The 24,083-nt window shown below is 64.1% G+C and carries 25 protein-coding genes and 1 pseudogene; 13 read left to right on the top strand and 13 right to left on the bottom strand.

Annotated elements, in window-relative coordinates; all coding sequences use genetic code 11:
* Window positions 1-204: 204 nt before the first annotated feature.
* Window positions 205-1,371 carry a porin gene (locus tag RI103_RS28995; RefSeq protein WP_310816002.1) on the bottom strand — a complete coding sequence of 389 codons (1,167 nt, stop codon included), beginning with the start codon at window positions 1,369-1,371 and terminating at the stop codon, window positions 205-207.
* Window positions 1,372-1,666: 295 nt separating this feature from the next.
* Between RI103_RS28995 and RI103_RS28990 the strand changes: the two genes are divergently transcribed.
* Complete coding sequence (locus tag RI103_RS28990; RefSeq protein WP_310816001.1) at window positions 1,667-2,473, top strand: MetQ/NlpA family ABC transporter substrate-binding protein; 807 nt, start codon at window positions 1,667-1,669, stop codon at window positions 2,471-2,473.
* A gap of 122 nt (window positions 2,474-2,595) precedes the next feature.
* On the opposite strand, the gene RI103_RS28985 is transcribed toward RI103_RS28990, so the two are convergent.
* The 3 genes from RI103_RS28985 to RI103_RS28975 form a co-directional block, all read right to left on the bottom strand.
* On the bottom strand, window positions 2,596-3,711 hold the full coding sequence (locus RI103_RS28985; protein ID WP_310816000.1) for a M14 family metallopeptidase: 1,116 nt from the start codon (window positions 3,709-3,711) through the stop codon (window positions 2,596-2,598).
* A gap of 247 nt (window positions 3,712-3,958) precedes the next feature.
* Complete coding sequence (locus RI103_RS28980) at window positions 3,959-4,741, bottom strand: ABC transporter substrate-binding protein (protein ID WP_310815998.1); 783 nt, start codon at window positions 4,739-4,741, stop codon at window positions 3,959-3,961.
* Window positions 4,742-5,123: 382 nt separating this feature from the next.
* Complete coding sequence (locus tag RI103_RS28975; RefSeq protein ID WP_310815997.1) at window positions 5,124-5,366, bottom strand: hypothetical protein; 243 nt, start codon at window positions 5,364-5,366, stop codon at window positions 5,124-5,126.
* A 501-nt stretch (window positions 5,367-5,867) separates the two neighbouring features.
* Between RI103_RS28975 and RI103_RS28970 the strand changes: the two genes are divergently transcribed.
* The 5 genes from RI103_RS28970 to RI103_RS28950 all read left to right on the top strand — a co-directional run bounded on the left by RI103_RS28970 (window position 5,868) and on the right by RI103_RS28950 (window position 10,433).
* Window positions 5,868-7,007, top strand: coding sequence for a PotD/PotF family extracellular solute-binding protein (locus RI103_RS28970; protein ID WP_409077037.1), 1,140 nt, complete (start codon window positions 5,868-5,870; stop codon window positions 7,005-7,007).
* Window positions 7,007-8,821: a diguanylate cyclase domain-containing protein gene (locus RI103_RS28965; protein ID WP_310815995.1), complete on the top strand. Its 1,815-nt coding sequence runs from the start codon at window positions 7,007-7,009 to the stop codon at window positions 8,819-8,821. Before RI103_RS28970 ends, RI103_RS28965 begins: the two co-directional genes overlap by 1 nt.
* A 384-nt stretch (window positions 8,822-9,205) precedes the next feature.
* Window positions 9,206-9,571 (top strand): hypothetical protein, encoded by a 366-nt coding sequence (locus RI103_RS28960; protein WP_409076998.1) that lies wholly within the window; start codon window positions 9,206-9,208, stop codon window positions 9,569-9,571.
* Between the two features lie 11 nt (window positions 9,572-9,582).
* Window positions 9,583-9,936 (top strand): hypothetical protein, encoded by a 354-nt coding sequence (locus RI103_RS28955; RefSeq protein WP_310815994.1) that lies wholly within the window; start codon window positions 9,583-9,585, stop codon window positions 9,934-9,936.
* Window positions 9,937-9,986: 50 nt separating this feature from the next.
* The gene (locus RI103_RS28950) at window positions 9,987-10,433 is read left to right on the top strand and encodes a lytic transglycosylase domain-containing protein (RefSeq protein ID WP_310815993.1); all 447 of its coding nucleotides are present in this window, start codon (window positions 9,987-9,989) and stop codon (window positions 10,431-10,433) included.
* Window positions 10,434-10,492: 59 nt separating this feature from the next.
* Here RI103_RS28950 and RI103_RS28945 read toward each other — a convergent pair whose 3' ends face one another.
* The 7 genes from RI103_RS28945 to phnG all read right to left on the bottom strand — a co-directional run bounded on the left by RI103_RS28945 (window position 10,493) and on the right by phnG (window position 16,460).
* Window positions 10,493-11,626: an alpha-D-ribose 1-methylphosphonate 5-triphosphate diphosphatase gene (locus tag RI103_RS28945; RefSeq protein WP_310815992.1), complete on the bottom strand. Its 1,134-nt coding sequence runs from the start codon at window positions 11,624-11,626 to the stop codon at window positions 10,493-10,495.
* A 120-nt stretch (window positions 11,627-11,746) separates the two neighbouring features.
* The gene (gene phnL, locus RI103_RS28940) at window positions 11,747-12,511 is read right to left on the bottom strand and encodes a phosphonate C-P lyase system protein PhnL (protein WP_310815991.1); all 765 of its coding nucleotides are present in this window, start codon (window positions 12,509-12,511) and stop codon (window positions 11,747-11,749) included.
* An 8-nt stretch (window positions 12,512-12,519) separates the two neighbouring features.
* A complete protein-coding gene (gene phnK / locus RI103_RS28935; RefSeq protein ID WP_310815990.1) occupies window positions 12,520-13,290 on the bottom strand; it encodes a phosphonate C-P lyase system protein PhnK in 771 nt (256 codons plus the stop codon).
* Window positions 13,287-14,219 carry an alpha-D-ribose 1-methylphosphonate 5-phosphate C-P-lyase PhnJ gene (locus tag RI103_RS28930; RefSeq protein ID WP_310815988.1) on the bottom strand — a complete coding sequence of 311 codons (933 nt, stop codon included), beginning with the start codon at window positions 14,217-14,219 and terminating at the stop codon, window positions 13,287-13,289. Before RI103_RS28930 ends, phnK begins: the two co-directional genes overlap by 4 nt.
* A complete protein-coding gene (locus RI103_RS28925; protein WP_310815987.1) occupies window positions 14,216-15,352 on the bottom strand; it encodes a carbon-phosphorus lyase complex subunit PhnI in 1,137 nt (378 codons plus the stop codon). The genes RI103_RS28930 and RI103_RS28925 overlap by 4 nt, the downstream gene beginning before the upstream one ends.
* Complete coding sequence (phnH, locus tag RI103_RS28920; protein WP_310815986.1) at window positions 15,352-15,963, bottom strand: phosphonate C-P lyase system protein PhnH; 612 nt, start codon at window positions 15,961-15,963, stop codon at window positions 15,352-15,354. Before phnH ends, RI103_RS28925 begins: the two co-directional genes overlap by 1 nt.
* The gene (phnG, locus tag RI103_RS28915; protein WP_310815985.1) at window positions 15,963-16,460 is read right to left on the bottom strand and encodes a phosphonate C-P lyase system protein PhnG; all 498 of its coding nucleotides are present in this window, start codon (window positions 16,458-16,460) and stop codon (window positions 15,963-15,965) included. Before phnG ends, phnH begins: the two co-directional genes overlap by 1 nt.
* A gap of 181 nt (window positions 16,461-16,641) precedes the next feature.
* On the opposite strand from phnG, the gene phnF reads away from it, so the two are divergent.
* From phnF to phnN, 3 genes are read left to right on the top strand one after another with little or no spacing between them, the layout of a single operon-like run.
* A complete protein-coding gene (gene phnF, locus RI103_RS28910; protein ID WP_310815984.1) occupies window positions 16,642-17,400 on the top strand; it encodes a phosphonate metabolism transcriptional regulator PhnF in 759 nt (252 codons plus the stop codon).
* The gene (locus tag RI103_RS28905) at window positions 17,397-18,116 is read left to right on the top strand and encodes a DUF1045 domain-containing protein (protein ID WP_310815983.1); all 720 of its coding nucleotides are present in this window, start codon (window positions 17,397-17,399) and stop codon (window positions 18,114-18,116) included. The genes phnF and RI103_RS28905 overlap by 4 nt, the downstream gene beginning before the upstream one ends.
* A gap of 2 nt (window positions 18,117-18,118) precedes the next feature.
* Window positions 18,119-18,673, top strand: coding sequence for a phosphonate metabolism protein/1,5-bisphosphokinase (PRPP-forming) PhnN (gene phnN / locus RI103_RS28900; RefSeq protein WP_310815982.1), 555 nt, complete (start codon window positions 18,119-18,121; stop codon window positions 18,671-18,673).
* A gap of 6 nt (window positions 18,674-18,679) precedes the next feature.
* Here the strand turns inward: phnN and RI103_RS28895 are convergent, their stop codons facing one another.
* Window positions 18,680-19,588, bottom strand: a complete 909-nt coding sequence (locus RI103_RS28895; RefSeq protein ID WP_310815981.1) for a LysR substrate-binding domain-containing protein — start codon at window positions 19,586-19,588, stop codon at window positions 18,680-18,682.
* A gap of 134 nt (window positions 19,589-19,722) precedes the next feature.
* On the opposite strand from RI103_RS28895, the gene RI103_RS28890 reads away from it, so the two are divergent.
* A complete protein-coding gene (locus tag RI103_RS28890; RefSeq protein ID WP_310815980.1) occupies window positions 19,723-20,913 on the top strand; it encodes a M20 aminoacylase family protein in 1,191 nt (396 codons plus the stop codon).
* Window positions 20,914-20,946: 33 nt separating this feature from the next.
* Window positions 20,947-21,330, top strand: a pseudogene (locus RI103_RS28885) (MFS transporter); the annotation flags it as partial.
* Window positions 21,331-21,383: 53 nt separating this feature from the next.
* On the opposite strand, the gene RI103_RS28880 reads toward RI103_RS28885, so the two are convergent.
* Entirely contained in the window at window positions 21,384-22,208 is an 825-nt protein-coding gene (locus RI103_RS28880; RefSeq protein WP_310815979.1) for an IclR family transcriptional regulator, read from the bottom strand.
* A gap of 204 nt (window positions 22,209-22,412) precedes the next feature.
* Between RI103_RS28880 and RI103_RS28875 the strand changes: the two genes are divergently transcribed.
* The gene (locus tag RI103_RS28875) at window positions 22,413-23,117 is read left to right on the top strand and encodes a FadR/GntR family transcriptional regulator (protein ID WP_310815977.1); all 705 of its coding nucleotides are present in this window, start codon (window positions 22,413-22,415) and stop codon (window positions 23,115-23,117) included.
* Window positions 23,118-23,184: 67 nt separating this feature from the next.
* Complete coding sequence (gene ltnD / locus RI103_RS28870; RefSeq protein ID WP_310815975.1) at window positions 23,185-24,075, top strand: L-threonate dehydrogenase; 891 nt, start codon at window positions 23,185-23,187, stop codon at window positions 24,073-24,075.
* Window positions 24,076-24,083 lie beyond the last annotated feature (8 nt).

Here is a 24,083-nt window from a genome sequence, read left to right as displayed (position 1 = left end):
ACGTCGAGGCGTCGGTAAACAATACGCCGTTATCGTCGGCGAGGACGATGTCGCCTGGCAGCACCGGGCCTCTATCGGAAACCAGCGCGGCGAACGATTTCAGATAGAAAAGGACTCGCCCAAAAAGAAAAAACGCCCCGCAGGGCGTTTTCCAGAACCTCGATCCAGCAGGGAACCGCGTTCCCCGCCGAGCGGGAGACTCGCTTAGAACTTGTGACGGATACCGACGCGGAACGCCAGCTGGTTATCCGAACCCGTGCCCGACGTGTTGAAGTAGCTCGTGCTCGAACCGATCTGCGCCTGCACATCGCCCGTTGCCGCGTTGTGGCCCGAAGCGATCTGGTAGATACCCAGTGCATACACGTCCGTACGCTTGCTCAGCGCGTAATCGACGCTCAGGTCCGCCTGGTTCCAGTGGCCCGTGTTGGCGTTGCTCAGGTGCATGTACGTGTAGCCCGCGCCTGCCGTCAGAGCCGGCGTGAACGCGTACTTCGCGCCTGCTTCATAGGCGGCGAACGTCGTCGAACCGCCCGTGATCGGCTCGAAGCGCGTGTTCGTGTACAACGCCCACAGCGTGGCTGCGCCGATCGAGTAACGGCCGCCGACGCCGAACGTACGCAGGTCGCGCACGGTGCCCGTCGTCACGTTGGCCATGGCCGTCGAGAACGCCGGCGTTGCCTGACCCGGGTAGCGGATGTCCGTGTAAGCCGCGCCGACGCCGAACGGGCCGTTTGCGTAGTTCACGCCGAAGCTATAAGCACGCGACGAACCCGCGACCGGTGCAGCGGCCGTGCCGGTTGCCGGTGCGCCGGCGAATGCGCCAGCCTGGTTCGAGAAGCCGTACATCGCGCCGAAGGTCAGGCCCGCGAAATTCGCGCTGCTGAACTTGACTGCGTTGTTGATACGGCTCGACGTCAGCTGGTCGACGTCGTTGATGTGGTAAGCGTAGTTACCCGCGACGGTCTGGCCGCCGGTCGAGTAGTTGCCGCCCAGATAGTCCGTCGAAAACGAGTACTGGCGGCCGAACGTCAGCGAGCCCATAGTGTCCTTCGACAGACCGACATAGGCCTGACGGCCGAACAGCGCGCCGCCCTGGCCCAGCGTGCCGTTGCCGCTGTTAAAGCCGTTTTCCAACACGAACAGCGCCTTCAGGCCGCCACCCAGGTCTTCCGTGCCGCGCAGGCCCCAACGGCTGCCTTGTGCAACGCCGTCGTCGTATTTGAAGAGGTTGTCGTGACCCGTTGCGGTCTTCGAGTTGTTCACGTAGCTGATACCGGCATCGATCAAGCCATACAGCGTGACACTGCTTTGTGCGTGGGCGGCAGTGGCGAAGACGGCGAGAGTAGCGGCGGTCAATACTTTCTTGTTCAAGACTTTCTCCGATTAAAAATTAAGCGATCGCGGCGCCCAACTCTTCGGTAAGGTCGTGCGATGGCCCGCAATTTAAGGGAACGCAGAGTAAGGCATGTGACAGCCTGGTTATTTTTGGAATCTGTCGCGCCGGCGCGACACTCGCATGGCGCCGCCAGCGCGAGTCGCGCAGGGCACGCGCATATAAGCTTTCTCCAGATCGTGCGTATTAGCGTGTGAAAAACGATTGGTTTTCGGGCGCCGCGGCCGCATGCGACGATGCGCGCCTATCGACAAATCACACGTGAGGCACCGCATGCAACGCCGGATAATCATCCAGAATCTGCTCGCTATCGCCGCCGTCTCGCTGACGGCCACGTTCGCGCACGCGGACGACAAACAACTCAAGATCGGCACGATGAGCGGTCCGGACGCGCAAATCTGGTCGGTCGTGACGAAAGTGGCGGCGCGCGAAGGATTGAACGTCAAGGTCATCGAATTCAACGATTACATTCAGCCGAACGCGGCGCTCGACGCGGGCGACCTCGACGCCAACGGTTTTCAGCACCAGCCGTTTCTCGACAGCCAGATCAGGCAGCGCGGCTACAGGATCGTCAACGTCGGCCTGACCTACGTGTCGCCAATGGGTTTCTATTCGAAGAAACTCAAGTCGCTCAAGGACTTGCCGGAAGGCGCGAAGGTCGGCATCCAGAACGATCCGTCGAACGGCAACCGCGCGCTGCTGCTTCTGCAGAAGTACGGCGTGATCAAGCTGAAGCCGGGCGTCGGCACGAACGGAGTGAACGCGACGCCGCTCGATGTCGCTGAGAATCCGAAGAAGATCAGGCTGGTCGAACTCGATGCCGCGCAGTTGCCGCGCGCGCTCGGCGACCTCGACGCGGCGTCGATCAATACCGACTACGCGGTCAAGGCCGGCCTGCAGCCGACCCAGGACGCGATCGCGATCGAGGACCTCAAAGGCCCGTACGCGAATCTGATCGCGGTGCGCGAGAAGGACCGCAATCAGCCGTGGGTGAAGAAGCTGGTGGCGGCGTATGAGTCGGACGAAGTGCGCAAGTACATCGATACGCAATTCAAAGGCGCGATCATTCCGGCTTTCTGAGCAGGGTTGTTGATAAACAGTACGTCAACGCAAATCGCCCGCTGAAATAGCGGGCGATTTGCGTTTCGGTTCAAGCCTCGACGGGCGCGATGCGCTAACGCTGCACCGCCCAGGGATGCGCCTTAGTTGCTCAACAGCGACCCGCTGCGGAACGCCTTCGCGCCGGCGATGCGCGCGAACTCCAGGCCGGCCGTCGCAAAGCGCGTCAAATGCCGTGCGTACAGCACGCCGGCCACGCTGCTCTTCAGGGTGACGACCTGCTCCGTCAGCGGATCGACGATATCGGCGATCTCATGGCCGACATCGATCCAGGTGCCCACTTCGCAGCGATAAACCAGCACGCCGCTCATGGGCGCGACGATCGGCTCGGCGCCGGCAAGCGGGGTGGCGGCGAATTCGAGCGGCGGCAGCGGGGCGGCCGTGCCGTCGATCACGCCACGCGAGGTCAGGTATTCGATGATCGCCTGGGCATCATGCTCGGCGTACTCGTACGACACTTCGCGCTGGCCGCGCAGTTCGATCGTCACCGAGATCGAGCCGTTCGGAATCGGGAAGCGGTCGCCGTAGCGGCCGCGCAGATCCGACCAGCAGAAGCTGTGAATTTCGTCGAACGGGTTGCCCACCGAATTGAGCGCGAGCAGCGACGCCTTGGCGTCCAGGTAGCAGGCGAGCGGCTCGACTTCCGGCCACAGATCGGGGTTCGTGTAGAGGTGCATCGCGGCTTCCCAGTCGCAATGCAGATCGAGCACGACATCGGCGTCGTACGATAGCTTTTGCAGTGCGAGGCGCTGCGATTCCAGTTCGGTTGCCGGCTTCTGCGCGTCGAGCGCCTCGCGCATGGCCGTGCGGATCGCCGTGCGGTTGGCGTCGATGTTGTCGGTCAGGCGCGACTCGATCACCGGCTGCACCAGCGCCGACAGATCGTGGAAGTTACGGTTGAAGTTTTGCGCGGTGTTGGTTTCGAAGCGTCCCGTCAGATGACCGAGAAAGTGCTGATTCAGGCCGATCGGGTTGGCCACGGGCACGACCACGACTTCGCCGCGAATCTTGCCGGCCGCTTCCAGCGCAGCCAGCTTGCGGCGCAGCGCCCACGACACCAGCATGCCGGGCAGCTCGTCGGCATGCAGCGACGACTGGATGTAGATCTTCTGCCCGTCGCCGGGACCGTAGTGGAAACTCGTGAGGTTGCGGGCGGTGCCGAGCGTCGGGGCAATCAGCGGATGGGTTTGGGTTTGCATGGTTTTCAAATCCGCGGCCAGGTAGGGCGTGCCGCGCTATCTCGTTGATAACAGTGGGGAAACTTGCTTGACGGCCGGTCAGTCCCGGGCCGCTGTGCAGCGCCTCACGGGCGCCTCGATCGCACGATCTTAGCCGATATGACGCAGTGTGTGGTTTTATGCGGCGCCGCAAATGAAACGGGCTCCGCCTGTGGCGGAGCCCGTTTCTGCCAACCGGCATGCGCGTCGTCAGACGCGCATCGCTGGTTTAGCCGCCGTACACGTCGAAGTCGAAGTACTTCTTCTCGAGCTTCTTGTACGTACCGTCCTTGATGATGTCGGCGATCGCCTTGTCGACCTTCGCCTTCAGATCGGTGTCTTCCTTGCGCATGCCGATGCCCGCGCCGTTGCCGAGGATCTTCGGATCGTCGAGGTTCTTGCCGACGAATTCGAAGCCGGCGCCGCGCGGCGTCTTCAGGAAGCCGATTTCAGCTTGCACCGCGTCTTGCAGCGCTGCGTCCAGACGGCCCGACAGCAAGTCGGCATAGACCTGGTCCTGGTTCTGATACGGCACGACCTTCGTGCCCTTCGCTTCCCAGTACGTCTTCGCGTAGGTTTCCTGGATCGTGCCTTGCTCCACGCCAACCGTCTTGCCCTTGAGCGAGTCGGCCGTCGGCAGGATGCCCGAACCCTTCTTCGCCACGAGGCGCGTCGGCGTGTTGAACAGCTTGTTCGAGAAGGCGATCTGCTCGGCGCGTTGCGGGGTCATGGACATCGACGACAGCACGCCGTCGAACTTCTTCGCTTTCAGGGCCGGGATCATGCCGTCGAAGTCGTTTTCGACCCACACGCACTTGGCCTTCAGGCGCGCGCAGATTTCATTGCCGAGGTCGATGTCGAAGCCAACGAGCTTGCCGTCCGAGCCCTTCGACTCAAACGGAGGATAGCTGGCGTCAACGCCGAAACGGACGGTCGACCAGTCTTTAGCGTGTGCGCCAATCGAGACGGTAGCAAGCAGAGCAACCGTCAAAGCCGCTAGCAGTTTTTTCACTGTTTTTACTCCTCGTGTAGTTCAAATACTCCCGCATGCGGTTGTGCCGCCGCGGGGCGCCCGGCGCGACTCACGACCGGGCTTGGGTTGAAGCTGCCAACCGGGGCGGCCAGCAGCGCGCGCCAAGCTTATCAGTTCAAAAAGATCGGGTAGCTAGTGAAACACCGGATGGCGCGCGAGGATAGCTTATACAGCCTGATTGTGGTGGAGATTCAAAAGGGCTGTGGTGCGTACTGGCTGGAATGAGCCGCCCGCTCACGCATGTAATCGCGTCGTAATGAAGTTGGCTAACTGTGTCCGAATGTGTGCCGGTATAGCCGCGCTTGCCCGAATGGCGCGCAATTCAAGACGCTCGGGCGCGGCCGGAGTCGAAACCGGCGATTTACTCCCGGCCCAGCGAATCCGCGCGCCCGGCGCCGACCGCGCCACACCATAGTTCGCCTTTGTCCAGCATCAGCGCGTCCTGCGCTGACATGCCCGCGCAGGCGCCGCGCATGTCCTGCGTCTCGCGCTCGGCGCGCTCGAGCGCGGCCCGGTTCATCTCGCCCTGAAGCCAACCGCTGAAGCACGCAATCGATCCGGCCGCGACGGCCGCCCACATCCATTCTGTTTTGCTCAAGCGCATTGTCTGTTTCTAGTCCGACTCTTCGACTACCCGGAAGACAGGCCGCGCGGCATCAGGCGACGCTGCCTCGACCGCCGGCGGCAGCCTGGGCAAGAGATCGTTTATCGGCATCGGCGCGAGGGTTCTTTAGAAACGGCGCTGGCGGTATCAGGGTGCCGTTATCGAGTGCGGCTAGCGCGCGCTATCCCAGCGCGCGGTTCAATTGTTTCGCGCGTTTAAACCGGCCGGCGGCGAGTTAAAGTTTCCGCATAAACTGCCGTTAAATGCAGATGAGCGCGTTTGCTGCATCACGACCGACCGGATATTTTTGCGACTCTGACGAAGCCAAAAACCAAAAATGGTTTCCTTGGCGCTAGCATCGTTGCTCCTCGCGCTCCGCCACATGCCGCAACGAGCGCATCTGTCTGAAGAAAGTCACCGAGCACCCCGTCCGCGGATCGAGTCCGTGTGTTTGCACTCGTCGAAAAGGCCTTCTGCTAAACGGTGTTGTATATGCACATGATGTTGACGGCAGATGAAAAGCGCTTGTGTAAACGATTCTTCTATCCACGAATCGCTACTGCCTCGGCGCGCGCATGTGCATCGTTTCGCAGCGTTCGTCCGGGATTTTTAGCATTTCTGATCGCTGCGGTTATCTGCGTGGGCCTTTTTTCGGCGGCGCCGGTTAAAGCCGACGAAAAAATTCTGCGCGTACTGGCATGGCCCGGCTACGCGGACGCCGATGTCGTGAAGAATTTCGAGGCGCGTTACAAGGCCAAAGTCGAAGTGACGCTGGTCGATTCCGATGAGGCGCTGTGGGCCCAGATGCACGCCAAAGGTGCGCCGCCTTTCGACGTGCTCGCTGCCAATACCGCTGAAATCCAGCGCTACGCGCAGGCGAATCTGCTGGCGCCGCTCGATCTCGCCAGCTTGCCGAATACGAAACGACAATTGCCGCGCTTTCGGGCGCTCGCGTCGATTGGCGGACTGGCGTCGGGCGGCAAGGCTTACGCCATTCCGTTCACGTATTCGTCGATGGGATTGATCTACGACCGCAAGCAGGTCGCGGTGGCGCCGCGCTCCATGCGCGAATTGTGGAATCCGCGCTATCGCGGCAAGGTGCTCGACTTCAACAGCGCGCAGCACAATTTTTCGTTCACGGCGCTGGCGCTGGGCTATCCCCATCCTTTTCAGCTCGATGCCGCGCAAATGCGCGCGATTGCTCACAAGCTCGTCGATCTGCGCCGCAATCTGTTGACCTATTACACGTTGCCCGAGGAGGCGACCGCGTTTTTCATTCAGCACAAGGTCGCGCTGATGTTCGGCAACTACGGCACCCAGCAGGTCGAATTGCTGCGCCGCGCGGGCGCCGACGTCGGCTACGTGATTCCCGACGAAGGCGCGCTCGCGTGGCTGGATTGCTGGTCGATGACGCGCGCGGCGGCCGATCAGCCGCTTGCGCTCGCGTGGATCAACTACATGCTCGAACCGGACGTCAGCGCCTTGCTGACGCAACGCCAGGGACTCGCCAACACGTTGAAGGCGCCCGCGGAAAACGGCGATAACGCGCGCATCGTGTGGATCGGTCCGGTCGAAGACATTCAGCGGCGCGAGCAGCTGTGGGCCAGAATCGTGTCCGGGGACCGGTCGGAGCGTTTTTGATGATACGCCCGGGGCTGACCTTCAAATTATCCGTGCTGCTCGCGTGCATCGGCGTGCTCGCGTCGGGCGCGACCGGCTATTACGCGTATCGCGCCAATCGCACGATGCTCGTGAACGAAGCCGAGCGCAGCCTGCTCATGTCGACGGAACTGCTCGGCCAGCGCTTTTCCACCTCGATCGACGATGTCGGCGCCGACGCGCTCGTGCTGGCGAGCTTGCCGTCCACGGCGGAGGTCGCGCAGACCGACGACGGCGTCGGCCCGAACGCGGCGCGCGAACGGCTGGCGCAGGTGTATTCCAGTTTCATGGTTCATCACCTCGAGTACCTGCAAGTCCGTCTGATCACGCGTCAGCACCATGGGCTCGAACTGGTTCGTTTTGACCGCGACGCGGATGGCCTCGTGCGAGTCGAAGGGGACAAGCTGCAGGAGAAAGGCCAGTTCGCATATGTGTTCGACACGCTGGCGTTTTCGCCGGGCCGCATCTACACCTCGCCGATCTCGGTCAACCATGAATACGGCACGCATGCCGCGGAGGGCAAGCCGACCTTGTGGCTCGGCACGCCGGTGTCGAACGCCAACGGAGCGGTGGTGGGCGTGGTCGTGATCGACATCGATCTGGCGAGTTTGTTCAAGCGCCTGCAAAGCGATTTGCCGAGCGACTACCAGGTCTATCTGGCCAACGAGTGGGGCGATTTCCTGGTTCACCCGGACGCCTCGAAAACCTTCGGCTTCGATCGCGGCCGGCGCGTGCTGATGCAGGACAGTTTCTCCGTCACGAGGCCGCTGTTCGAACAGACGCAAAGCGAGGTGCTGGTCAACGGCCTGGCACGGCCACGGCAGGCCGCCGGCCAGGTGCTCACTTTTGTGCGCAGGCCGTTCGGCGACCTGGAAGGCAACCGCTTCATCGTGCTCGGTCTCGCCAAACCGCTCGAAGACGTCTTGTCCGGCGCGAATCTGCTCGGCAACAGAATCGTGCGCATGGTGCTGGTTTTCAGCGTGCTGGCGCTGTTCCTCGCCATTCTGTTCGCGCGCGCGCTGACCAAGCCGCTGCACATTCTCGCGTATGCGGCGACGCATCTGTTCGCCGAGCACGCCATGGAAACGCTGCCGCTCAAACGGACCGACGAGATCGGCGTGCTGGCGCGCTGCTTCGACCGGCTGCGCCGCGAAATCAAATCGCAGATGGACGTGCTGCACACCAAGCAACGCGAGCTCGTGCACCTCGCCACGCACGACGTGCTGACCGGACTGCCGAACCGCGTGCTGTTCATGGAGAAGCTCGAAAGCGCAATCGAGGAAGCGCTGCGGCGACAGGAAGGGCTGGCCGTGCTGTTCGTCGACCTGGATCGCTTCAAGCAGATCAACGATCAGTTCGGCCATGCCGTCGGCGACAAGGTGCTCGTCGCGGTGGCGCGCCGCTTGAAGCAGGTACTGTGTTCCGCGGATGTGGTCGCGCGTCTGGGCGGCGACGAGTTCATCGTGTTGATCGAGGGGCCGCGTTCCGCGGAGGCGGCGCCCGCAATCGCCTCGCGCATCATGGAGACTTTGAACGAGGAACTCCACGTGGACGGGCAAGGCATGACGGTGGGCGCGAGCATCGGCATCAGCCAGTTCCCCGACGACAGCGGCACGGCCGAGGAACTGCTGCTCAACGCGGACGCCGCGATGTATGCGGCAAAATCCGGCGGACGCTGCGCGTATTTGCGCTACCACGACGTGCTCGAAATGCGCCGCCGCGAACGGCTCGAGCAGGCGCGCGCGCAAGCAGGCGTTGGCGCAACGGAAGGGCGCGAGGCCGAGCCTACGGCGTGATGCGTCGAATGTGGCGGATCGGCCGGATACGCCGTCGGATGTACTGCATGCGCCAGATGTCCCAGATGTGCCAGATGCGCAAAGCTTGCCAGGCTCGGCAAGCGCACCAGATGCATCAAACGCTTCAGGCTGCGCGTCAAACCTTGCTGCCCGCTTTCTTCGTGCTTTCGAACAGCCGTTAAAGCTGCGCCACCTGCATCTCCTTCCGTCAAAGCCACGAGGCAACTTTGCCTCGATCCGCGCTTCGCCGAGCGCCGAAGCAATCGTTTGCGCCGATCTTGAGGCAAGTATTTTTGATTTTCGGCGAAGCGTTTCCGCCATCTCAACTTTGCCTCGGGCCTGCCGACAACTCCGATATAGCAACGGACTTGACGGGAGATTGCCGTGAGGCGACAGATAGGGTTGTTGGCTGCCGTTTTCGCGTTCGCCGGATGCGCGCAGATACCTCCGCCGACTGCGGCCCATACGGACAAGGCGCCGAACGAGGTGATCAGTTTCGACATTCCGCCCGACGCGCTCGGCGCGCGCGACCCGCAACTCACCGCCGTACTCGCCAAAGCGGGCGCGCTGGCCGCCGCGCAACCGCAGTCCACGGTCGTTCTCGTGACCGCGCTGGGGCAGGACTTTGCGTACCTGAATCTGGCGGTATGGAAGGGCGTGCCCGCACAGCGCACGGCCCGCGTGAACTTTGAGAACCGGACCGCCGGAGTGGGGCAGCCGTATAGCGTGTCCATCAGGACAGTTCAATGAAGGAGGGCACCGTGACGGTTCGCATCATTTTGCCGGCGCTGGCGCTGCTCCTGAGTGCGCCGGCTTTCGCCGGCCAGCCGGGCGCGGACCTGCAATCCGCCGGCGCGTTTCCGGCCGCGACTCCCGCCGCGGCGGACAAGGTTTATCCGCCGTTGCCGTCGCTCGCGATGCTGCCGCCGCCAGGCGCGGGCGACGACGACTTGCCGCTCAAACCGGCTGCGCATCGCAAGAAAGCGCGAGCGTCGGTTCAGGCGCAGGAGCGCAGAAGTCCGCCGGGGCCGGTCGTGCGCATCGTCGTGTCCGACGCCTCGCATGCGTATCTCGACTCCGTGCAGCGTCAGATCGATCAGGCGTTGACCAGGTAAACAGGCCGACGCTCCTCACTCTTTATCGCCGACCAGCGGAAGGATGCAGCATGTCCTTGAAGATCCTCTTGACTGCGCTCGCGTGCCTGTCGGTATGCGGCGTCGCGCAAGCGTCCGACGACTGCTTCAACGAAGCCGCGGCTTACCAGGGTGTCAACCCGTGGGTGCTGCGCGCGCTTGCATGGTACGAATCGAAGGGTGACGCGAGCGCGATACGGCAGAACGCAAATGGCTCGATCGACGTGGGTCAGTTGCAGATCAACTCGATCCACTTCGACGACCTCGCGCGTGAAGGCGTGCCGCATCGCGCGCTGATCGATCCATGCGTGAACGTGTACGTGGCCGCCTGGCTGCTGAAACAGAAGATGATCAAGTACGGCAATACGTGGCGCGCGATCGGCGCTTACCACTCGGAAACGCCAAAGCAGCGCGACGCCTATGCGCGCGGGATTCAGAAGGTGCTGGTGGCGTGGGGGCAGTTGCCGTCCACGCGTTGAATCCGCTCGCGAGGCGCAACGTGCGCCTCGCGAGCGATAAAAGCCCTATAAAAAAGCCTTCAAACGATGCGTGCCCCGCCGCGATACGTTGCGCGCGGCACCGGCAACTTGTCGAGCATCGTCACGCGCACGAAGTCCGCGCGCAAACCGGTTTCGATCGCGCCGCGGTCGTGCAAGCCGGCTGTGCGCGCCGGTTCGGCGGAGACCGTTGCCATCGCGCGCGGCAAGGTCCAGCCGGCCTTGTCGACCAGCTCGAACACAGCAGTCATCAGGCTCGACGGCACGTAATCCGACGACAGGATATCGAGCAAGCCGGCTCGCGCCAGTTCGAGCGCCGACACGTTGCCTGAATGCGAGCCGCCGCGCACGATATTCGGCGCGCCCATGATGGTCGAAATGCCGTGCTCGCGCGCGGCTTCGGCGGCGATGCGGGTGGTCGGGAATTCGGCGAGCACGATACCTTCCTGCTTCGCCTGTTCGACGTGCTCGATCAGCGTGTCGTCGTGGCTCGCTACCGGAATGCCGAGGCGGTTGCAACGCGCGACGATCTCGCGGCGATGCGCGTCGGCGTAACGTGCCTGTTCGATCGACAGTTCGGTCAGCGCGGTCGCGACATGTTCGTCGCTCAGCTTGCCGTTGCGTTCCTGGAAACGGCGCCATTGCTCGCGGTCGTGCCATTGGCGTTGACCCGGCGTGTGATCCATCACCGAGGCGAGCCGCAGCAACGGGTGCGCGCACAACGAATCGAACACTTCCACCACGTCGGCGGTGGCGATTTCGCAGCGCAGATGCAGAAAGTGTTCCGCACGCAGCAGCTTGCGCTCGGAAAACCGCGCGAGCGATGCGGCGCATTGCGTCTGCAGTTCGCGGCCCCGCAGACCCACGTTCGTGCGCGAGCCGATGGCGAGCGCATCGAACACGGTGGTGATGCCGGCCGCGGCTACCTGCGCGTCGTGGATGACGAAGGCGGCATCGGTATTCCATTGCACGCCTGGACGCGGCGCGAGATGCTTCTCGAGATTGTCCGTGTGCAGTTCGATGAGGCCGGGCAACAGGTAGTCGCCGTCCCAGTCTTCGGCTTCGCGTGCCGCGGTCGTGCCGCGCTCGACGTCGCGAATCACGCCGTCTTCGACGCGTAGCACGCCGGTGAATACTTCGTCTCGCGTCACGATGCGAGCGTTCCTGATCAACATCGACTTGCTCCGTAGTCAGTCAGACTTGAATGGTGCTGGTATGGGTGGTTCCGCATTGACGCCGCATGCGTCAGTGTAGTGCTGTTTCGCGCGGCGCTCGCGCCGCTTCGCATGATTCGTTCAGTGACGCAGCGGCGGCTTCAGTTCCAGACGGCGCGTGGCCACCTTGTTGCGCGTATCTTCATCATGAAAGATGCCGACGATCGCCGCGCCGCGCTCGCGCGCTTCGACGATCAGATCGGCGACCACGTCGCGGTTTTCGGCGTCGAGCGAGGCCGTCGGTTCGTCGAGCAACAGCAGCGGATGCTCAGCGATCAAACCGCGCGCGATATTCACGCGCTGCTGTTCGCCGCCGGAGAACGTGGCCGGCGCGAGCGACCACAGCCGTTCCGGCACGTTCAATCTGGCCAGCAGCGCGGCGGCGCGCGAGCGCGCTTCGTCTTCCCGGACGCCGCGCGAGAGCAGCGGCTCGGCGACGAGCGTGAGGGTCGGCACGCGCGGAATCACGCGTAAAAACTGACTCACGTAGCCGACCACGCCACGGCGCAGGCGCAACACGTCGTGCGGTTCGGCAGCGGTGATCGACACGGGCTGGTCGTCCTGCCCCGTATCGCGAATCGCAATCGAGCCGCTGCTCGCCAGATAGTTGCCGTACAGGCAGCGCAGCAGCGTGCTCTTGCCCGCGCCCGACGGCCCGACCAGCACCACGCATTCGCCGCGCTCCACATCGAGCGAGACGCCTGCCAGCGCTTCAATCTGCACGCCACCCTGGCCATGCAAGGTAAACGTCTTGCCGATGCCGACCGCGCGCAGCATCAGCGCCGCGTTGTCGAGGAACGCGCGCTCGGCGGCGCGCGCTTCAGTGCTTGTTTCAATGGATCGCATTGTGAGCCTCAAACCGGCAGAACCGAGGAAACCAGCGTTTGCGTGTACGGGTGCTGCGGATCGTCGAGCACCTGATCCGTCAGACCCGCCTCGACGACTTCGCCGCCTTGCATGACCATCAGCCGATGCGCGAGCAAACGCGCGACGCCGATATCGTGCGTGACGATCAGCACCGACAGATGCAGCGTGGACGTCAGCGTGCGCAGCAGATCGAGCAGGCGCGCCTGCACCGACACGTCGAGACCCGCGGTGGGTTCGTCCATGAAGACGAGCCGCGGACTGGTGACGAGATTGCGCGCGATCTGCAAACGCTGCTGCATGCCGCCCGAAAACGCCGCGGGAAATTCGTCGATGCGCGAGGAGTCGAGCTCGACGCGCTCCATCCACTGCGTGGCCGCGTAACGGATATCGCCATAGTGGCGCGCGCCGACGGCCATCAATGGCTCGCCGATATTCGCGCCGGCCGAGACGCCGCTGCGCAGTCCGTCGCGCGGATTCTGCTGGACGAAGCCCCATTCGGTGCGCATCAGCAAACGGCGGCGCGGTTCGGACAAGGCGAGCAGATCGAGCTGGTCGCCGTGCGTCGCGGTGTAGTGAAGCGAGCCGCTGTCGGCCGCGGTTTTCAGCGCGAGCGTGTTGAGCAGCGTGGTCTTGCCCGAGCCGGATTCACCGACGATGCACAGCACTTCGCCCGGGTACAGATCGAAGCTGACGTTTCTGCAGCCGTTGCGGCCACCGTATTGTTTGGTGAGCGAGCGGGCGCTCAGGAGCGGCGTCATGCGGGTTCTCCCTTGCGTGCTTCGCGCGACGGCAGATCGAGATCCGCGTCGCCGCGGCGTTCGTGGCAGTAGTCGCTATCGGAGCAGACAAACATCCGTTTGCCCGCATCGTCGACGATCATCTCGTCGAGGAAACTCTCCGTCGATCCGCACAGCGCGCACGCGTGCTGCCACTTCTGCACCTCGAACGGATGATCGTCGAAGTCGAGGCTGCGCACCGGCGTGTAGGGCGGAATCGCGTGAATGCGCCGTTCGCGGCCGGCACCGAACAATTGCAGCGCGGGGTTCATATGCATCTTCGGGTTGTCGAACTTTGGAATCGGCGAGGGCGAAGCCAGATAGCGGTGGTTGACGATCACCGGGTAGTCGTACGTGCTCGCGATGCTGCCGTGATGCACGATATCCTCATAGAGCTTCACGCTGATCAGGCCGTAATCGGCGAGCGCATGCAGCTTCTTGCATTCGGCGACGCGCGGCTCCAGTCGATAGAGCGGCTCGGGCATCGGCACCTGATAGACGAGAATCTGCTTGTCGGTGAGCGGCGCTTCGGGAATGCGGTGACGGGTCTGAATGATCGTCGCGTCGACCGTGCGGCGCGTGGTCGCCACGCCGGTGGTGCGCGCGAAGAAGCGGCGGATGTTGACCGCGTTGGTGGTTTCATCGGAGCCCTGATCGATCACCTTCAGAGTGTCCTGCCTGCCGATGATCGCCGCGGTGACCTGAATGCCGCCGGTGCCCCAGCCGAACGGCAGCGGCATTTCACGCGAGGCGAACGGCACCTGATAACCCGGCACGGCCACGGCCTTGAGCAAGGCGCGACGCAGCATGCGCTTGGTCTGTTCGTCGAGGTACGCGAAGTTGTAGCCGTCGGCCGCGCTGTCGTACGACGCGGCGGACGCGGCGGCGAGAGATGTGTCGGGCGCGTTCATGCTGCCTGCTCCTGCTGGGCGTTGGTTTGATCCTGACTCTGTGCGGCGCGCTGCACGCGCAATCGGCGCACGAGTTCCAGCTCCGATTGAAAGTCGACGTAGTGCGGCAGCTTCAGATGCTGCACGAAACCGGACGCTTCGACGTTATCGCTATGCGAGAGCATGAATTCGATATCCTGCGTCGGCGAGGCAAGCGTTTCGCCGAGTTCCTCGGCGCGCAGCGCGCGGTCCACGAGCGCCATCGCCATCGCCTTGCGCTCGGAGTGGCCGAACGCGAGGCCGTAGCCTTGCGTGAACGTCGGCGGCACCGCGCCGCTGCCGGCGAACTGGTTGATCATCTGGCATTCGGTGATGTCGATGTCGCCGATTTCGACCGTTTCGCCCAGCTCGTCGAGCTCCATTTCCACGGCGATGGTGCCGAAGCGGATCTCGCCCGCGAACGGATGCGAGTGCGCGTAGCCACGCTGCGTCGCGTAACCCATGGCGAGCAGGAAGCCTTCGTCGCCGCGCGCGAGATTTTGCAGACGCGTGGCGCGGCTCGCGGGAAAGGCGAGCGGCTCACGCGACAGGTCGCCGGGTTCCGGCGCGTTTGGCGTGGGACGTTCCTGTTCGATCAGCCCTTCCTTGTCGAGCAGGCTGACGACGCGCGGCATTGCTTCTGCTTCAGGCGCGGCGGCGTGATTCTGCGATGACGACGCGATGACTGAAGCCGCATCTCCATCACCTTCGGCCAGCAACGCGAAATCCAGCAGACGCTGCGTGTAATCGTAGGTCGCGCCCAGCAACTGCCCGCCGGGCACGTCCTTGAAGGTCGCCGAAATGCGGCGTTCCACCTGCATCGCTTCGGTATCGATCGCCTGCGTGTAGCCGAAGCGCGGCAGCGTGGTGCGATACGCGCGCAGCAGGAAGATCGCTTCGACCAGATCGCCGGCGGCCTGTTTGATGGCGAGCGCGGCAAGTTCTTCATCGTAGACCGAACCTTCGGTCATCACGCGCGCCACCGCGAGGCGCAATTGCTCGCGAATCTGCGCGACGCTCAGTTCGGCCAGCCGCGTGTCGCCGCGGCGCGCCTTGTCGAGCAGACGCCACGACGCTTCGATCGCGCGTTCTCCACCCTTGACGGCAACGTACATCAGTTCACCTTCGCTTGAGTTGTGCGCGGCAGGCCGATCAGGCGCGGGCCGCAGACGAGATAACAGTCGACACCGCAAGGAAAGAGCGGTGCGAGGGCGGCGCGTTCGCGCCAGAAATGCTCGGGCAGGCCGACCGGTGCAATCGTCGCCGTGTGCTGGATGCCCGGGCCGCTCAGGACGACCGGCGCGCCACCCGTCAGCGCGCCGACACGGATCAGCAGCGTGGCCGAATGCTCGGGCGATTCCGCCGCGCCGAGCGCGAAGCTTTCCAACGGCGGCAGCGTGCCGGCGTCGTGGATATAGGCAAACGCGGCTTGTCCCGGTTCGTCGGCCAGCGGCGCGCCGGTATGAAAGCGCAGTGCCGAACCCAAGGCCGTATCGGGTTGCGCGAGCCACACGGGCGTCGCGTAGTCGCAGAGTGTGAGCAGCGCCGCGAAGGCGGCGAGTTCGGCGCGCGTGGCCCGCATTTCGGGCAGCACGTTCTCGACCACGCCGACTGTGCCCGGCCGCGACAGCGCGTCGAGCAGGGTGCGGAACACCGCCTGGGTGTCATGCACCGGATCCGCGAAACCCGGTGTCAAAGTGGATAATGCAATCTGTGAGTTTTCCATCAGTCGCCCCGGACCATCGTGAAGAATTCGACGCGCGTAGCCGCGGCATCCTGTTGGCGCCCCGCGCGTTGCGTGGCCTGCTGCGCGGCAAACGGTTCGATCAGCTGCTTATGCAAGACGGCGTGATGCTCCGGCATTTGCAGTAGCGCGTCCGCGAGCGCAGCCAGTTCGGCGCGGCGGCGGTCGCGGCCCAGATGACATGCCACGCCGACGGCCGCACCAGCGTCGCCCGGCGTGCGCAGACGCAGCGTGGCGCGCGTGACGGTGGCTTCGCCGAGATTGAACGGGTCGCCGCTGCCGCCGACGCGCCCGCGCACCATCGCGAGACCGATCTCGGGCGGGCGCAGCCAGTCATACGTTGGAGTGGGGATGTCCCGCAGTGCGCAATCAAGCGCGGCTTCGAGATCGGCGCGCGGCGTGCGGGCGAGGACGGCCATCCATGCGCGCCGGACAGCTGATGGCGGAGCGGAGGAGGGCGAGGCGGAAGTGGCACTCATCGAAATTCCTGTTGATCCAGCAAGTAGACATTTGAGCATCTATTCATCTAAACGTCTAGACGTTTAGGGGTATGCTTGTCGAGCCGTGTAGCGCGTGCCGACCGTTTCACATTTCCATCACGGCTTGCGCACTACAATGCACGTCATTGCGATTATTTGAACCCAGGGGAATGACAGCACCATGACATCGAACGACAACGCGACGCCGGGCACGATGCTCGAACGCGGCGCGGGCGTTGCCGTGTGGCGGCAGATCGAGCAGATTCTGGCGGCGGAAATCGCCGCCAGCGGCTTCGGCGAAGAAGGGCGCCTGCCGAGCGAAGGCGAACTGGCCAAACGCTTCGACGTGAACCGGCATACCGTGCGGCGGGCCATGCTGGGTCTTGCCGCGCTGGGCCTCGTCAGCGTCGAGCAGGGACGCGGCACCTTCGTGCAGCCGGGCGCCATCGACTATACGATTGGCCGCCGCACGCGGTTTACAGAAAACTTGCGACAGCAGCATCACGCGGCGGCGGGCACGATGTTGTCGGCTGCGCGCGTGAAGGCCGAGCCGAGCGTCGCGAAGGCGCTGAGCCTGCGGGCCGGCGCGTCGGTCTACCGGATCGAATCGCTGCATGAATCGGATGGCGTGCCGCTCACTTTCGCGCGCAACTGGTATCCCGCGGCGCGTTTCGCGGACCTGCCGGAAGTGCTGCAGCGCACCGGCGGCATGACGAAGGCCATGGCGGAATTCGGCGTGAACGACTATCTGCGCAAGTGGAGCCGCATCGGCAGCGTGCTGCCCGAGCCTGAAGTGGCGCGGCGTTTGAATATCAACCGTCAGCAGCCGGTGCTGTGGGTTGAAAACGTCGATGTCGATCTGCAGGGCACGCCGGTCAAATACGGCTTCACGCACTTCGCCGCGGACCGCGTGCAACTGCTGGTGGAGCACGACCTATGAGCGGCGTTGAATGGAGCGCCGAGGCTCGTTTCGCTGTGTATTACGCACCGTCGCGTGAATCGGCATGGTGGCAGGACGGGTCGGCGTGGCTGGCGCGCGACGCGGAAAGCGGCGCGCGGTGCGAAGCGCCGCAACCTCCCGAGCTGACGCGGCCGCTCGCGGAACTCACCGAAGCGCCGCGCCGCTACGGCTGGCACGGCACATTGGTCGCGCCGTTTCGGCTCGCGAGCGGCGTGACGCAGGCACACGTATTGCAAGCCACGCGTGAATGGGCGCAAACGCAAAGCGCATTCGCGTTGCCGGTGGAAGCCGCGACGCTCGGCGACTTCGTTGCACTAAGGCCGGCCGACCCGGAGGGCGAAGCCAACATTCGCAACGTGGCCGCGAGCGCGTTGCAAACGCTCGATGCATTGCGCGCGCGGCCATCCGCCGCCGATCTGGCGCGCCGTTTGACGGCACCGCTGAGCGAACGGCAACGCGCACTGTTGATCGAATGGGGCTATCCGTACGTGTTCGACGAATTCCGTTTTCACATGACGCTTTCCAGTTCGCTCGCCGATGCACAGGAGCGCGCCACGCTGGTCGCATGGTGGCAGGCACGCACGCCCGCGCTCGGGCCGCTGCGTGTCGATCACGCCGCGCTCTTCGTCGAACCGGCGCCAGGCGAGCCGTTTGTGTTGTGGCAACGTGTCCCGTTCCGGACCGAGGTGAAATAACAATGACAGGTCGTTTGATCTATGTAATGGGGCCGTCCGGCGCAGGCAAGGATTCATTGCTGGAGTTCGCGCGCAAGCACTTGATGGGTGAGCCGATTCTGTTCGCGCATCGCTACATCACGCGGCCGAGCGGCAATGGCGAGGCGCATGTGGCGTTGAGCGTCGAAGAGTTCGCGGCGCGTTCCGTGCTCGGCCTGTTCGCGCTCGAATGGTCGAGCCACTCGCTGCGCTATGGCATCGGCATCGAACTCGATGCGTGGCTTGCGCGCGGTTGCACGGTGGTCGTCAACGGTTCGCGTCAGCATTTGCAACACACGCTGGCGCGTTATCCGCATACGGAAGTGGTGCACGTGGACGCCGCGCCGCATATTCTTGAAGCCCGGCTCGGCGCGCGGGCGCGCGAGTCGGCGGAACAGGTGGCGGCGCGGCTCGCGCGCCGCGCGCCGTTCTCGTTGCCGGACGGCGTGCGCTGCACCACGATCGACAATTCCGGCGCGCTCGACGACGCGGGACACGAGCTGATTGCGTTTCTCAAGGCGGAAGCCGACGTTCAGTAAGCCGTACTATCCGGCCGCCGCCATGCGCTCGCGCGTCGCGTCCTGCAGACAGGACACGAACTGCGACACGGCCGGCGTCGGCAGCAGGCCGCGCCGCGAAATGATGCTGAGATCGTAGTTCGGCAGCGCTTCTTCGATCTGTGCGACGCGGATGCCGAGCGGCGCGACCATTTGCGCAAGCGGCCGCGTGAAGCAGCCGATCACATCGGTTTGCGACACCAGTCCGAGCGTCACCGCGAACGACGATGGCGCGCGCACCAAACGCTTCGGCACCGGCAGGCCGTGCGCGGCGAACATCGCCATCATCACGCTGTGCGGGAAGTGATCGGCGCCCACGGTCACGATCCACTCCGCGTCGAGCAGCTCATGCAGGCGCGTCACGTTGGCAAGCGGATGCCCGGCGCGCATGGCGACGACGAACTGCGTCGAGTAGAGTGGCGCTTGCACCAGATCGCTGTCGAGCGCCTGCACGTGATGGATCGCCGCGATATCCAGCGCGCCATTGCGCAAGCGCGCGACCGCGTCCGGGATCGTCACTTCTTCCAGATGCAAATTGACCAGCGGCATCGCGCGGCGAAACTTCGAGACCGCATGCGGCAGCGCCGTTAGCGCGATCGACGGCATGGTGCCCACGCTCACCTTGCCGGCCAGTTCTCCCTTCGCCTGTTCGACGGCTTCGACCGTGCGCCGCATATCGCCGAGCAACTGCTCGGCGCGCGGCAGCAGCGCGAGCCCGCACGCCGTCAATTCGATGCCGCGCACGCTGCGCACCATCAACTCGGCGTTCAGCGCGCTTTCGAGTTCGCGGATCGTATGCGTGACGGCCGGTTGCGTCACGCCGAGCTCGCGCGCGGCGGCGCGCAGGCTGCGATGATGGGCGGCGGCGACGAACGCCTGCAACTGCTGCGGTTTCATTGGGGTAATCCCGTATATAACGCTTGTTAATCGGGGTGAAAAAAACAGCATCTTATTCGAACAAAACGGCGTGGCTATAGTGCTCGCCTGTTTGCCGCGTTTTGATGCGGCTATCTATTCATGGAGCCCTGGAGATGAGCGAAGCCGCGCGTTTTACCGAAGTGTCCGACCTGGTGCCTGCTGCCGAAAGCCTGCGCGAGATTCGCCATCACATTCACCATCACCCGGAACTGGCGTACGAAGAACACCAGACGGGCGCGCTGGTCGCCGACAAACTCGAGCAATGGGGCTGGCAGGTTACGCGCGGCGTCGGCCAGACGGGCGTGGTGGGCACGCTGAAAGTGGGCGATGGCAAGCGCAGCATCGGCATTCGCGCCGATATGGACGCGCTGCCGATCATCGAGCAAACCGGCCTGCCGTATGCGAGCGGCACACACGGCAAGATGCACGCATGCGGCCACGACGGCCACACCACGATGCTGCTCGGCGCGGCGCAACGCCTCGCGGCCACGCGCAATTTTTCGGGCACGGTGCATCTGTACTTTCAACCGGCCGAGGAGAGCGGCATCGACAGCGGCGCGCTGAAGATGATCAACGACGGCCTGTTCGAGCGCTTCCCCTGCGACGCCGTGTTCGGCGTGCACAACCATCCGGGTGAGGAGCCGGGCGTGCTGCTGTTTCGCAAGGGGCCGTTCATGTCGGCGGGCGACAAGGCGATCATCACGATCGAAGGCGTCGGTGGCCACGCGGCGCGTCCGCATCTGACGGTCGATCCGGTCGTGGTGGCGGCAAGCATCGTGATGGCGTTGCAGACCATCGTCGCGCGTAACGTCGATCCGTCGCAGCCGGCGGTGGTGACGGTTGGTTCGATGCATGCGGGCACCGCGAACAACGTGATTTCGAGCAGCGCGAAGCTGGAGTTGAGCGTGCGTTCGTTCAGCCCCGAAGTGCGCGCGCTGTTGAAGAAGCGCATTACCGAACTCGCAGAATCGCAGGCCGCGAGCTATGGCGGCAAGGCGGTGGTGGAGTACATCGAAGGCTATCCGGTGGTGGTCAATTCGGATGCCGAAACGGATTTCGCGGTGGAAGTGGCGCGCGAACTGGTCGGCGACGACAAGGTGGTCGCGCAGACCGACATCCTGATGGGCAGCGAAGACTTCGCCTTTATGCTGCAGAAGCGGCCGGGCACGTTCCTGCGCATCGGCAACGGCGCGGGCGAAGACGGCTGCATGGTGCACAACCCGCACTACGACTTCAACGACCGCAATCTGCCGGTTGGCGCGGCGTTCTGGACGCGGCTGGTGGAGCGCTATCTGGGCCAGTGATCGGGCGTGGCGTGCCGCGTCTGAGTCAGCCCGTCCCACAAGCGACCGATCCTGTTCGGACGCGGCGTGCTGGTGCTGCTGCTGTTTCCGGCCTTCATGCTGATCAACCGCTTCCCGCACTTGCCGGTCATCATGTCGCTGACCGCGCTGATGCTGCTGTTCTACTCGATGGGTTCAGCGTCGGAATTCGCCCTGATGTGCGAGTCGTTTCCGCGGCGCGTGCGCGCCACCGGTATTTCGATCGCGTATGCGTTGAGCGTGTGCGTGTTCGGCGGGACCGCGCAGCTCGTCGCGACGTGGCTGATCAAGCTGACCGGCAGCAAGCTCGCGCCGGCCGGTTATGTGGCGGCGTGCGTCGTGGTGTCGTTGATCGCGGTGTCGATGCTGAAGGAAACGGCGGATAAGCCAATCGATTGATTTGCTGATTGCTCGAACAGGGCGCCGTCATGGCGTGGCGCCCGCAGCCGCGCTTACCCGCGCCGTGCCACCATTTCCGAGACGGATTGCGCGGCGTGCTGCAGCGGCTCCAGAAACGCCTTCACCATCTGCTTGGCCGAATTGCGCTGCGCATTGCCGCTGATGTTCATCGCGGCGATCACGCGTCCCTGGCGATTGCGAATCGGCGCGGACAGCGAAATCAGCCCGCCTTCCAGTTCCTGATCGACGATCGCCCAGCCCTGGCGGCGCACCTGCGCGATCAGCTTCTTCAACTCTTCCTTGTCGGTGACCGTGCGCGGCGTGTGCGCGTAGAGCGGCGTCGAACTCAGCGTCGCCTCGAGCGTCTCGTCGTCGAGCGCGGCCAGCAGCACGCGGCCCATCGACGTGCAATACGCCGGCAAGCGGCTGCCGATCGACAGGTTGATCGTCATGATCTTGTGCGTCGGCACGCGCAGCACATAGACGATCTCGGTGCGATCGAGCACGGCCGCCGAGCAGCTCTCGTGTACCTGCGCCGACAGTTGTTCCATCACCGGCTCGGCGAGGTTCCAGAACGGCATCGAGGTCAAATACGCGAAGCCGAGGTCGAGAATCTTCGGCGTGAGACGGAACAGGCGCCCTTCGGCCTCCACGTAGCCGAGCGTCTGCAAGGTCAGCAAAATGCGGCGTGCGCCGGCGCGCGTGAGGCCGGTGGCGGCGGCGACGTCGGTCAGCGTCTGTTCGGGGCGCGTGGCGTCGAACGCGCGGATCACGGCGAGGCCGCGCGCGAACGATTGCACATATGAGTCGCCCGGTTTGTCCGGGGCCGGTTCGGCGCTGGCGAGAACGGCGGAAGACGGCGGCAGGGCTTTGCTCATGGGCCTGAAGGATGCGTTCGAGGAACTGCGGACCCGCGCCGCGCTTGAATCCCCCGCGCGACGCGCTAAAGGCGTGACGATAGCTTAAGCCTTCTGATTCGCCAACTTTGCCGCCTGGCGAACAAAAATCCCAGGGTTTGCATGGATGCAGGCGGCATCTAAAATTTGTATGATGACCCGATAACATGATCAATCGAGGCATCGATGTTCGAGAAGATTCCTGCGAAAGCGTTGAGCGACACCGTCGCGCAGCAGCTTCTCAAGCAGATCGACAAAGGCGCCTTCGAGCGCGGCGGCAAGCTGCCGACCGAGGCCGTGCTCGCGCAGCAGTTCGGCGTGAGCCGCACGGTGATCCGCGAGGCGATTTCGCGGCTGAAGAACGAAGGCGTGGTTGAGCCGCGCCAGGGCAGCGGCGTGTTCGTCGCCGCGCACGGCACGGTCCGGCCGCTGCGTATCGACTACGCGGAAGCGGTCGAGCCCGGCTCGGTGGTGCAGATTCTCGCGTTGCGCCGCGCCATCGAAGCGGAAGTCGCGTCGGAAGCCGCCATGCGCCGCAGCGACGCCGACATGGTGTCGATCGACACAGCGCTTGCGAAGATCGACGAGGCTGTGGCCGACGGCGAGGACGGCGTGGCTCAAGACGTCGCGTTTCATCGCGCGATCGCGGCGGCCACCGGCAATCCGTATTTCCTCAAAACCCTCACGTTCCTGAATCAGTACCTGGAGGCCGGCACGGTCGTCACGCGCCGCAACGAAGCATTGCGCGAGGACTTTTCGCGTCAGGTGCGTGAAGAACATGCGGCAATCGCCGCGGCGATTCGCGCAGGCGATCCAATGGCGGCGCGCAACGCGGCGCGAACTCATATGTACAACGCGGCACGGCGTCTCGCGGAAGCGGGGATTTGCTGAGCTTTACTGCTGAGCTTCGGTGTTCAGCTTCAGGCGCGAGCGCCCAACGAATTCATAGAGGTCAAGCATGTCCAGAAATGTCGGTGTCATCGGTCTTGGTGCAATGGGCCTGGGTGTCGCGCGTTCGCTGCTGCGCGCGGGTCTGCAAGTCCATGCGTGCGATCTGCGCAGCGAAGTCCTGAATGCGTTCGTCGCGGAAGGCGGCATGGGTTGCGCGACGCCCGCCGAACTCGGCGCGCAGTGCGAGGTGGTCGTTACGCTGGTGGTGAATGCCGCGCAAACCGAAGCTGTGTTGTTCGGCGAGCAGGGCGCGGTCGCCGCAATGAAAAAGGGCGGCGTGGTGATTGCCAGCGCGACGGTGGCGCCGGACTTCGCCATCGAACTCGGCAAGCGGATCGAGGCGGCCGGTTTGCAGATGCTCGACGCACCGGTGTCGGGCGGCGCGGCGCGCGCGGCATCCGGTGAAATGACCATGATGACGTCCGGTCCGGCGGCGGCCTACGCCGCATGTGAGGACGTGCTGGCTGCGATGGCCGGCAAGGTGTATCGGCTCGGTGCCGAACACGGCGCGGGGTCGAAGGTAAAGATCATCAATCAGTTGCTGGCCGGCGTGCATATCGCGGTGGCCGCCGAGGCCATGGCGCTCGGCCTGCGCGAAGGTGTCGATCCGGATGCGCTGTACGAGGTCATCACGCATAGCGCGGGCAATTCGTGGATGTTCGAAAACCGTGTGCCGCACATTCTCAAGGGCGACTACACGCCGCTCTCGGCCGTCGATATTTTCGTCAAGGATCTCGGCCTCGTGCTCGATACCGCGCGCCGCTCGAAATTCCCGCTGCCGCTGTCGGCGGCGGCGCATCAGATGTTCATGATGGCGTCCACGGCCGGTCACGGCGGTGAGGACGATTCCGCGGTGATCAAGATTTTTCCCGGCATCGACGTGCCGGCGGCGAAGTGAGGAGGTCA

Origin of the sequence: Paraburkholderia sp. FT54 (genome assembly GCF_031585635.1) — a bacterium.
Taxonomy (GTDB): domain Bacteria; phylum Pseudomonadota; class Gammaproteobacteria; order Burkholderiales; family Burkholderiaceae; genus Paraburkholderia.
The sequence above is the reverse complement of the archived record's forward strand: the minus strand, read 5'-3'. Positions and strand labels throughout refer to the sequence as shown.

Excerpts from the sequence above, each read along its gene's own strand:
- RI103_RS28990 (WP_310816001.1), top strand. The coding sequence starts at position 1,667 with ATGCAACGCCGGATAATCATCCAGAATCTGCTCGCTATCGCCGCCGTC.
- RI103_RS28985 (WP_310816000.1), bottom strand. The coding sequence starts at position 3,711 with ATGCAAACCCAAACCCATCCGCTGATTGCCCCGACGCTCGGCACCGCC.
- RI103_RS28975 (WP_310815997.1), bottom strand. The coding sequence starts at position 5,366 with ATGCGCTTGAGCAAAACAGAATGGATGTGGGCGGCCGTCGCGGCCGGA.
- RI103_RS28970 (WP_409077037.1), top strand. The coding sequence starts at position 5,868 with ATGTTGACGGCAGATGAAAAGCGCTTGTGTAAACGATTCTTCTATCCA.
- RI103_RS28965 (WP_310815995.1), top strand. The coding sequence starts at position 7,007 with ATGATACGCCCGGGGCTGACCTTCAAATTATCCGTGCTGCTCGCGTGC.
- RI103_RS28950 (WP_310815993.1), top strand. The coding sequence starts at position 9,987 with ATGTCCTTGAAGATCCTCTTGACTGCGCTCGCGTGCCTGTCGGTATGC.
- RI103_RS28945 (WP_310815992.1), bottom strand. The coding sequence starts at position 11,626 with ATGTTGATCAGGAACGCTCGCATCGTGACGCGAGACGAAGTATTCACC.
- phnL (WP_310815991.1), bottom strand. The coding sequence starts at position 12,511 with ATGCGATCCATTGAAACAAGCACTGAAGCGCGCGCCGCCGAGCGCGCG.
- phnK (WP_310815990.1), bottom strand. The coding sequence starts at position 13,290 with ATGACGCCGCTCCTGAGCGCCCGCTCGCTCACCAAACAATACGGTGGC.
- RI103_RS28930 (WP_310815988.1), bottom strand. The coding sequence starts at position 14,219 with ATGAACGCGCCCGACACATCTCTCGCCGCCGCGTCCGCCGCGTCGTAC.
- RI103_RS28925 (WP_310815987.1), bottom strand. The coding sequence starts at position 15,352 with ATGTACGTTGCCGTCAAGGGTGGAGAACGCGCGATCGAAGCGTCGTGG.
- phnH (WP_310815986.1), bottom strand. The coding sequence starts at position 15,963 with ATGGAAAACTCACAGATTGCATTATCCACTTTGACACCGGGTTTCGCG.
- phnG (WP_310815985.1), bottom strand. The coding sequence starts at position 16,460 with ATGAGTGCCACTTCCGCCTCGCCCTCCTCCGCTCCGCCATCAGCTGTC.
- phnF (WP_310815984.1), top strand. The coding sequence starts at position 16,642 with ATGACATCGAACGACAACGCGACGCCGGGCACGATGCTCGAACGCGGC.
- RI103_RS28905 (WP_310815983.1), top strand. The coding sequence starts at position 17,397 with ATGAGCGGCGTTGAATGGAGCGCCGAGGCTCGTTTCGCTGTGTATTAC.
- phnN (WP_310815982.1), top strand. The coding sequence starts at position 18,119 with ATGACAGGTCGTTTGATCTATGTAATGGGGCCGTCCGGCGCAGGCAAG.
- RI103_RS28895 (WP_310815981.1), bottom strand. The coding sequence starts at position 19,588 with ATGAAACCGCAGCAGTTGCAGGCGTTCGTCGCCGCCGCCCATCATCGC.
- RI103_RS28890 (WP_310815980.1), top strand. The coding sequence starts at position 19,723 with ATGAGCGAAGCCGCGCGTTTTACCGAAGTGTCCGACCTGGTGCCTGCT.
- RI103_RS28880 (WP_310815979.1), bottom strand. The coding sequence starts at position 22,208 with ATGAGCAAAGCCCTGCCGCCGTCTTCCGCCGTTCTCGCCAGCGCCGAA.
- RI103_RS28875 (WP_310815977.1), top strand. The coding sequence starts at position 22,413 with ATGTTCGAGAAGATTCCTGCGAAAGCGTTGAGCGACACCGTCGCGCAG.
- ltnD (WP_310815975.1), top strand. The coding sequence starts at position 23,185 with ATGTCCAGAAATGTCGGTGTCATCGGTCTTGGTGCAATGGGCCTGGGT.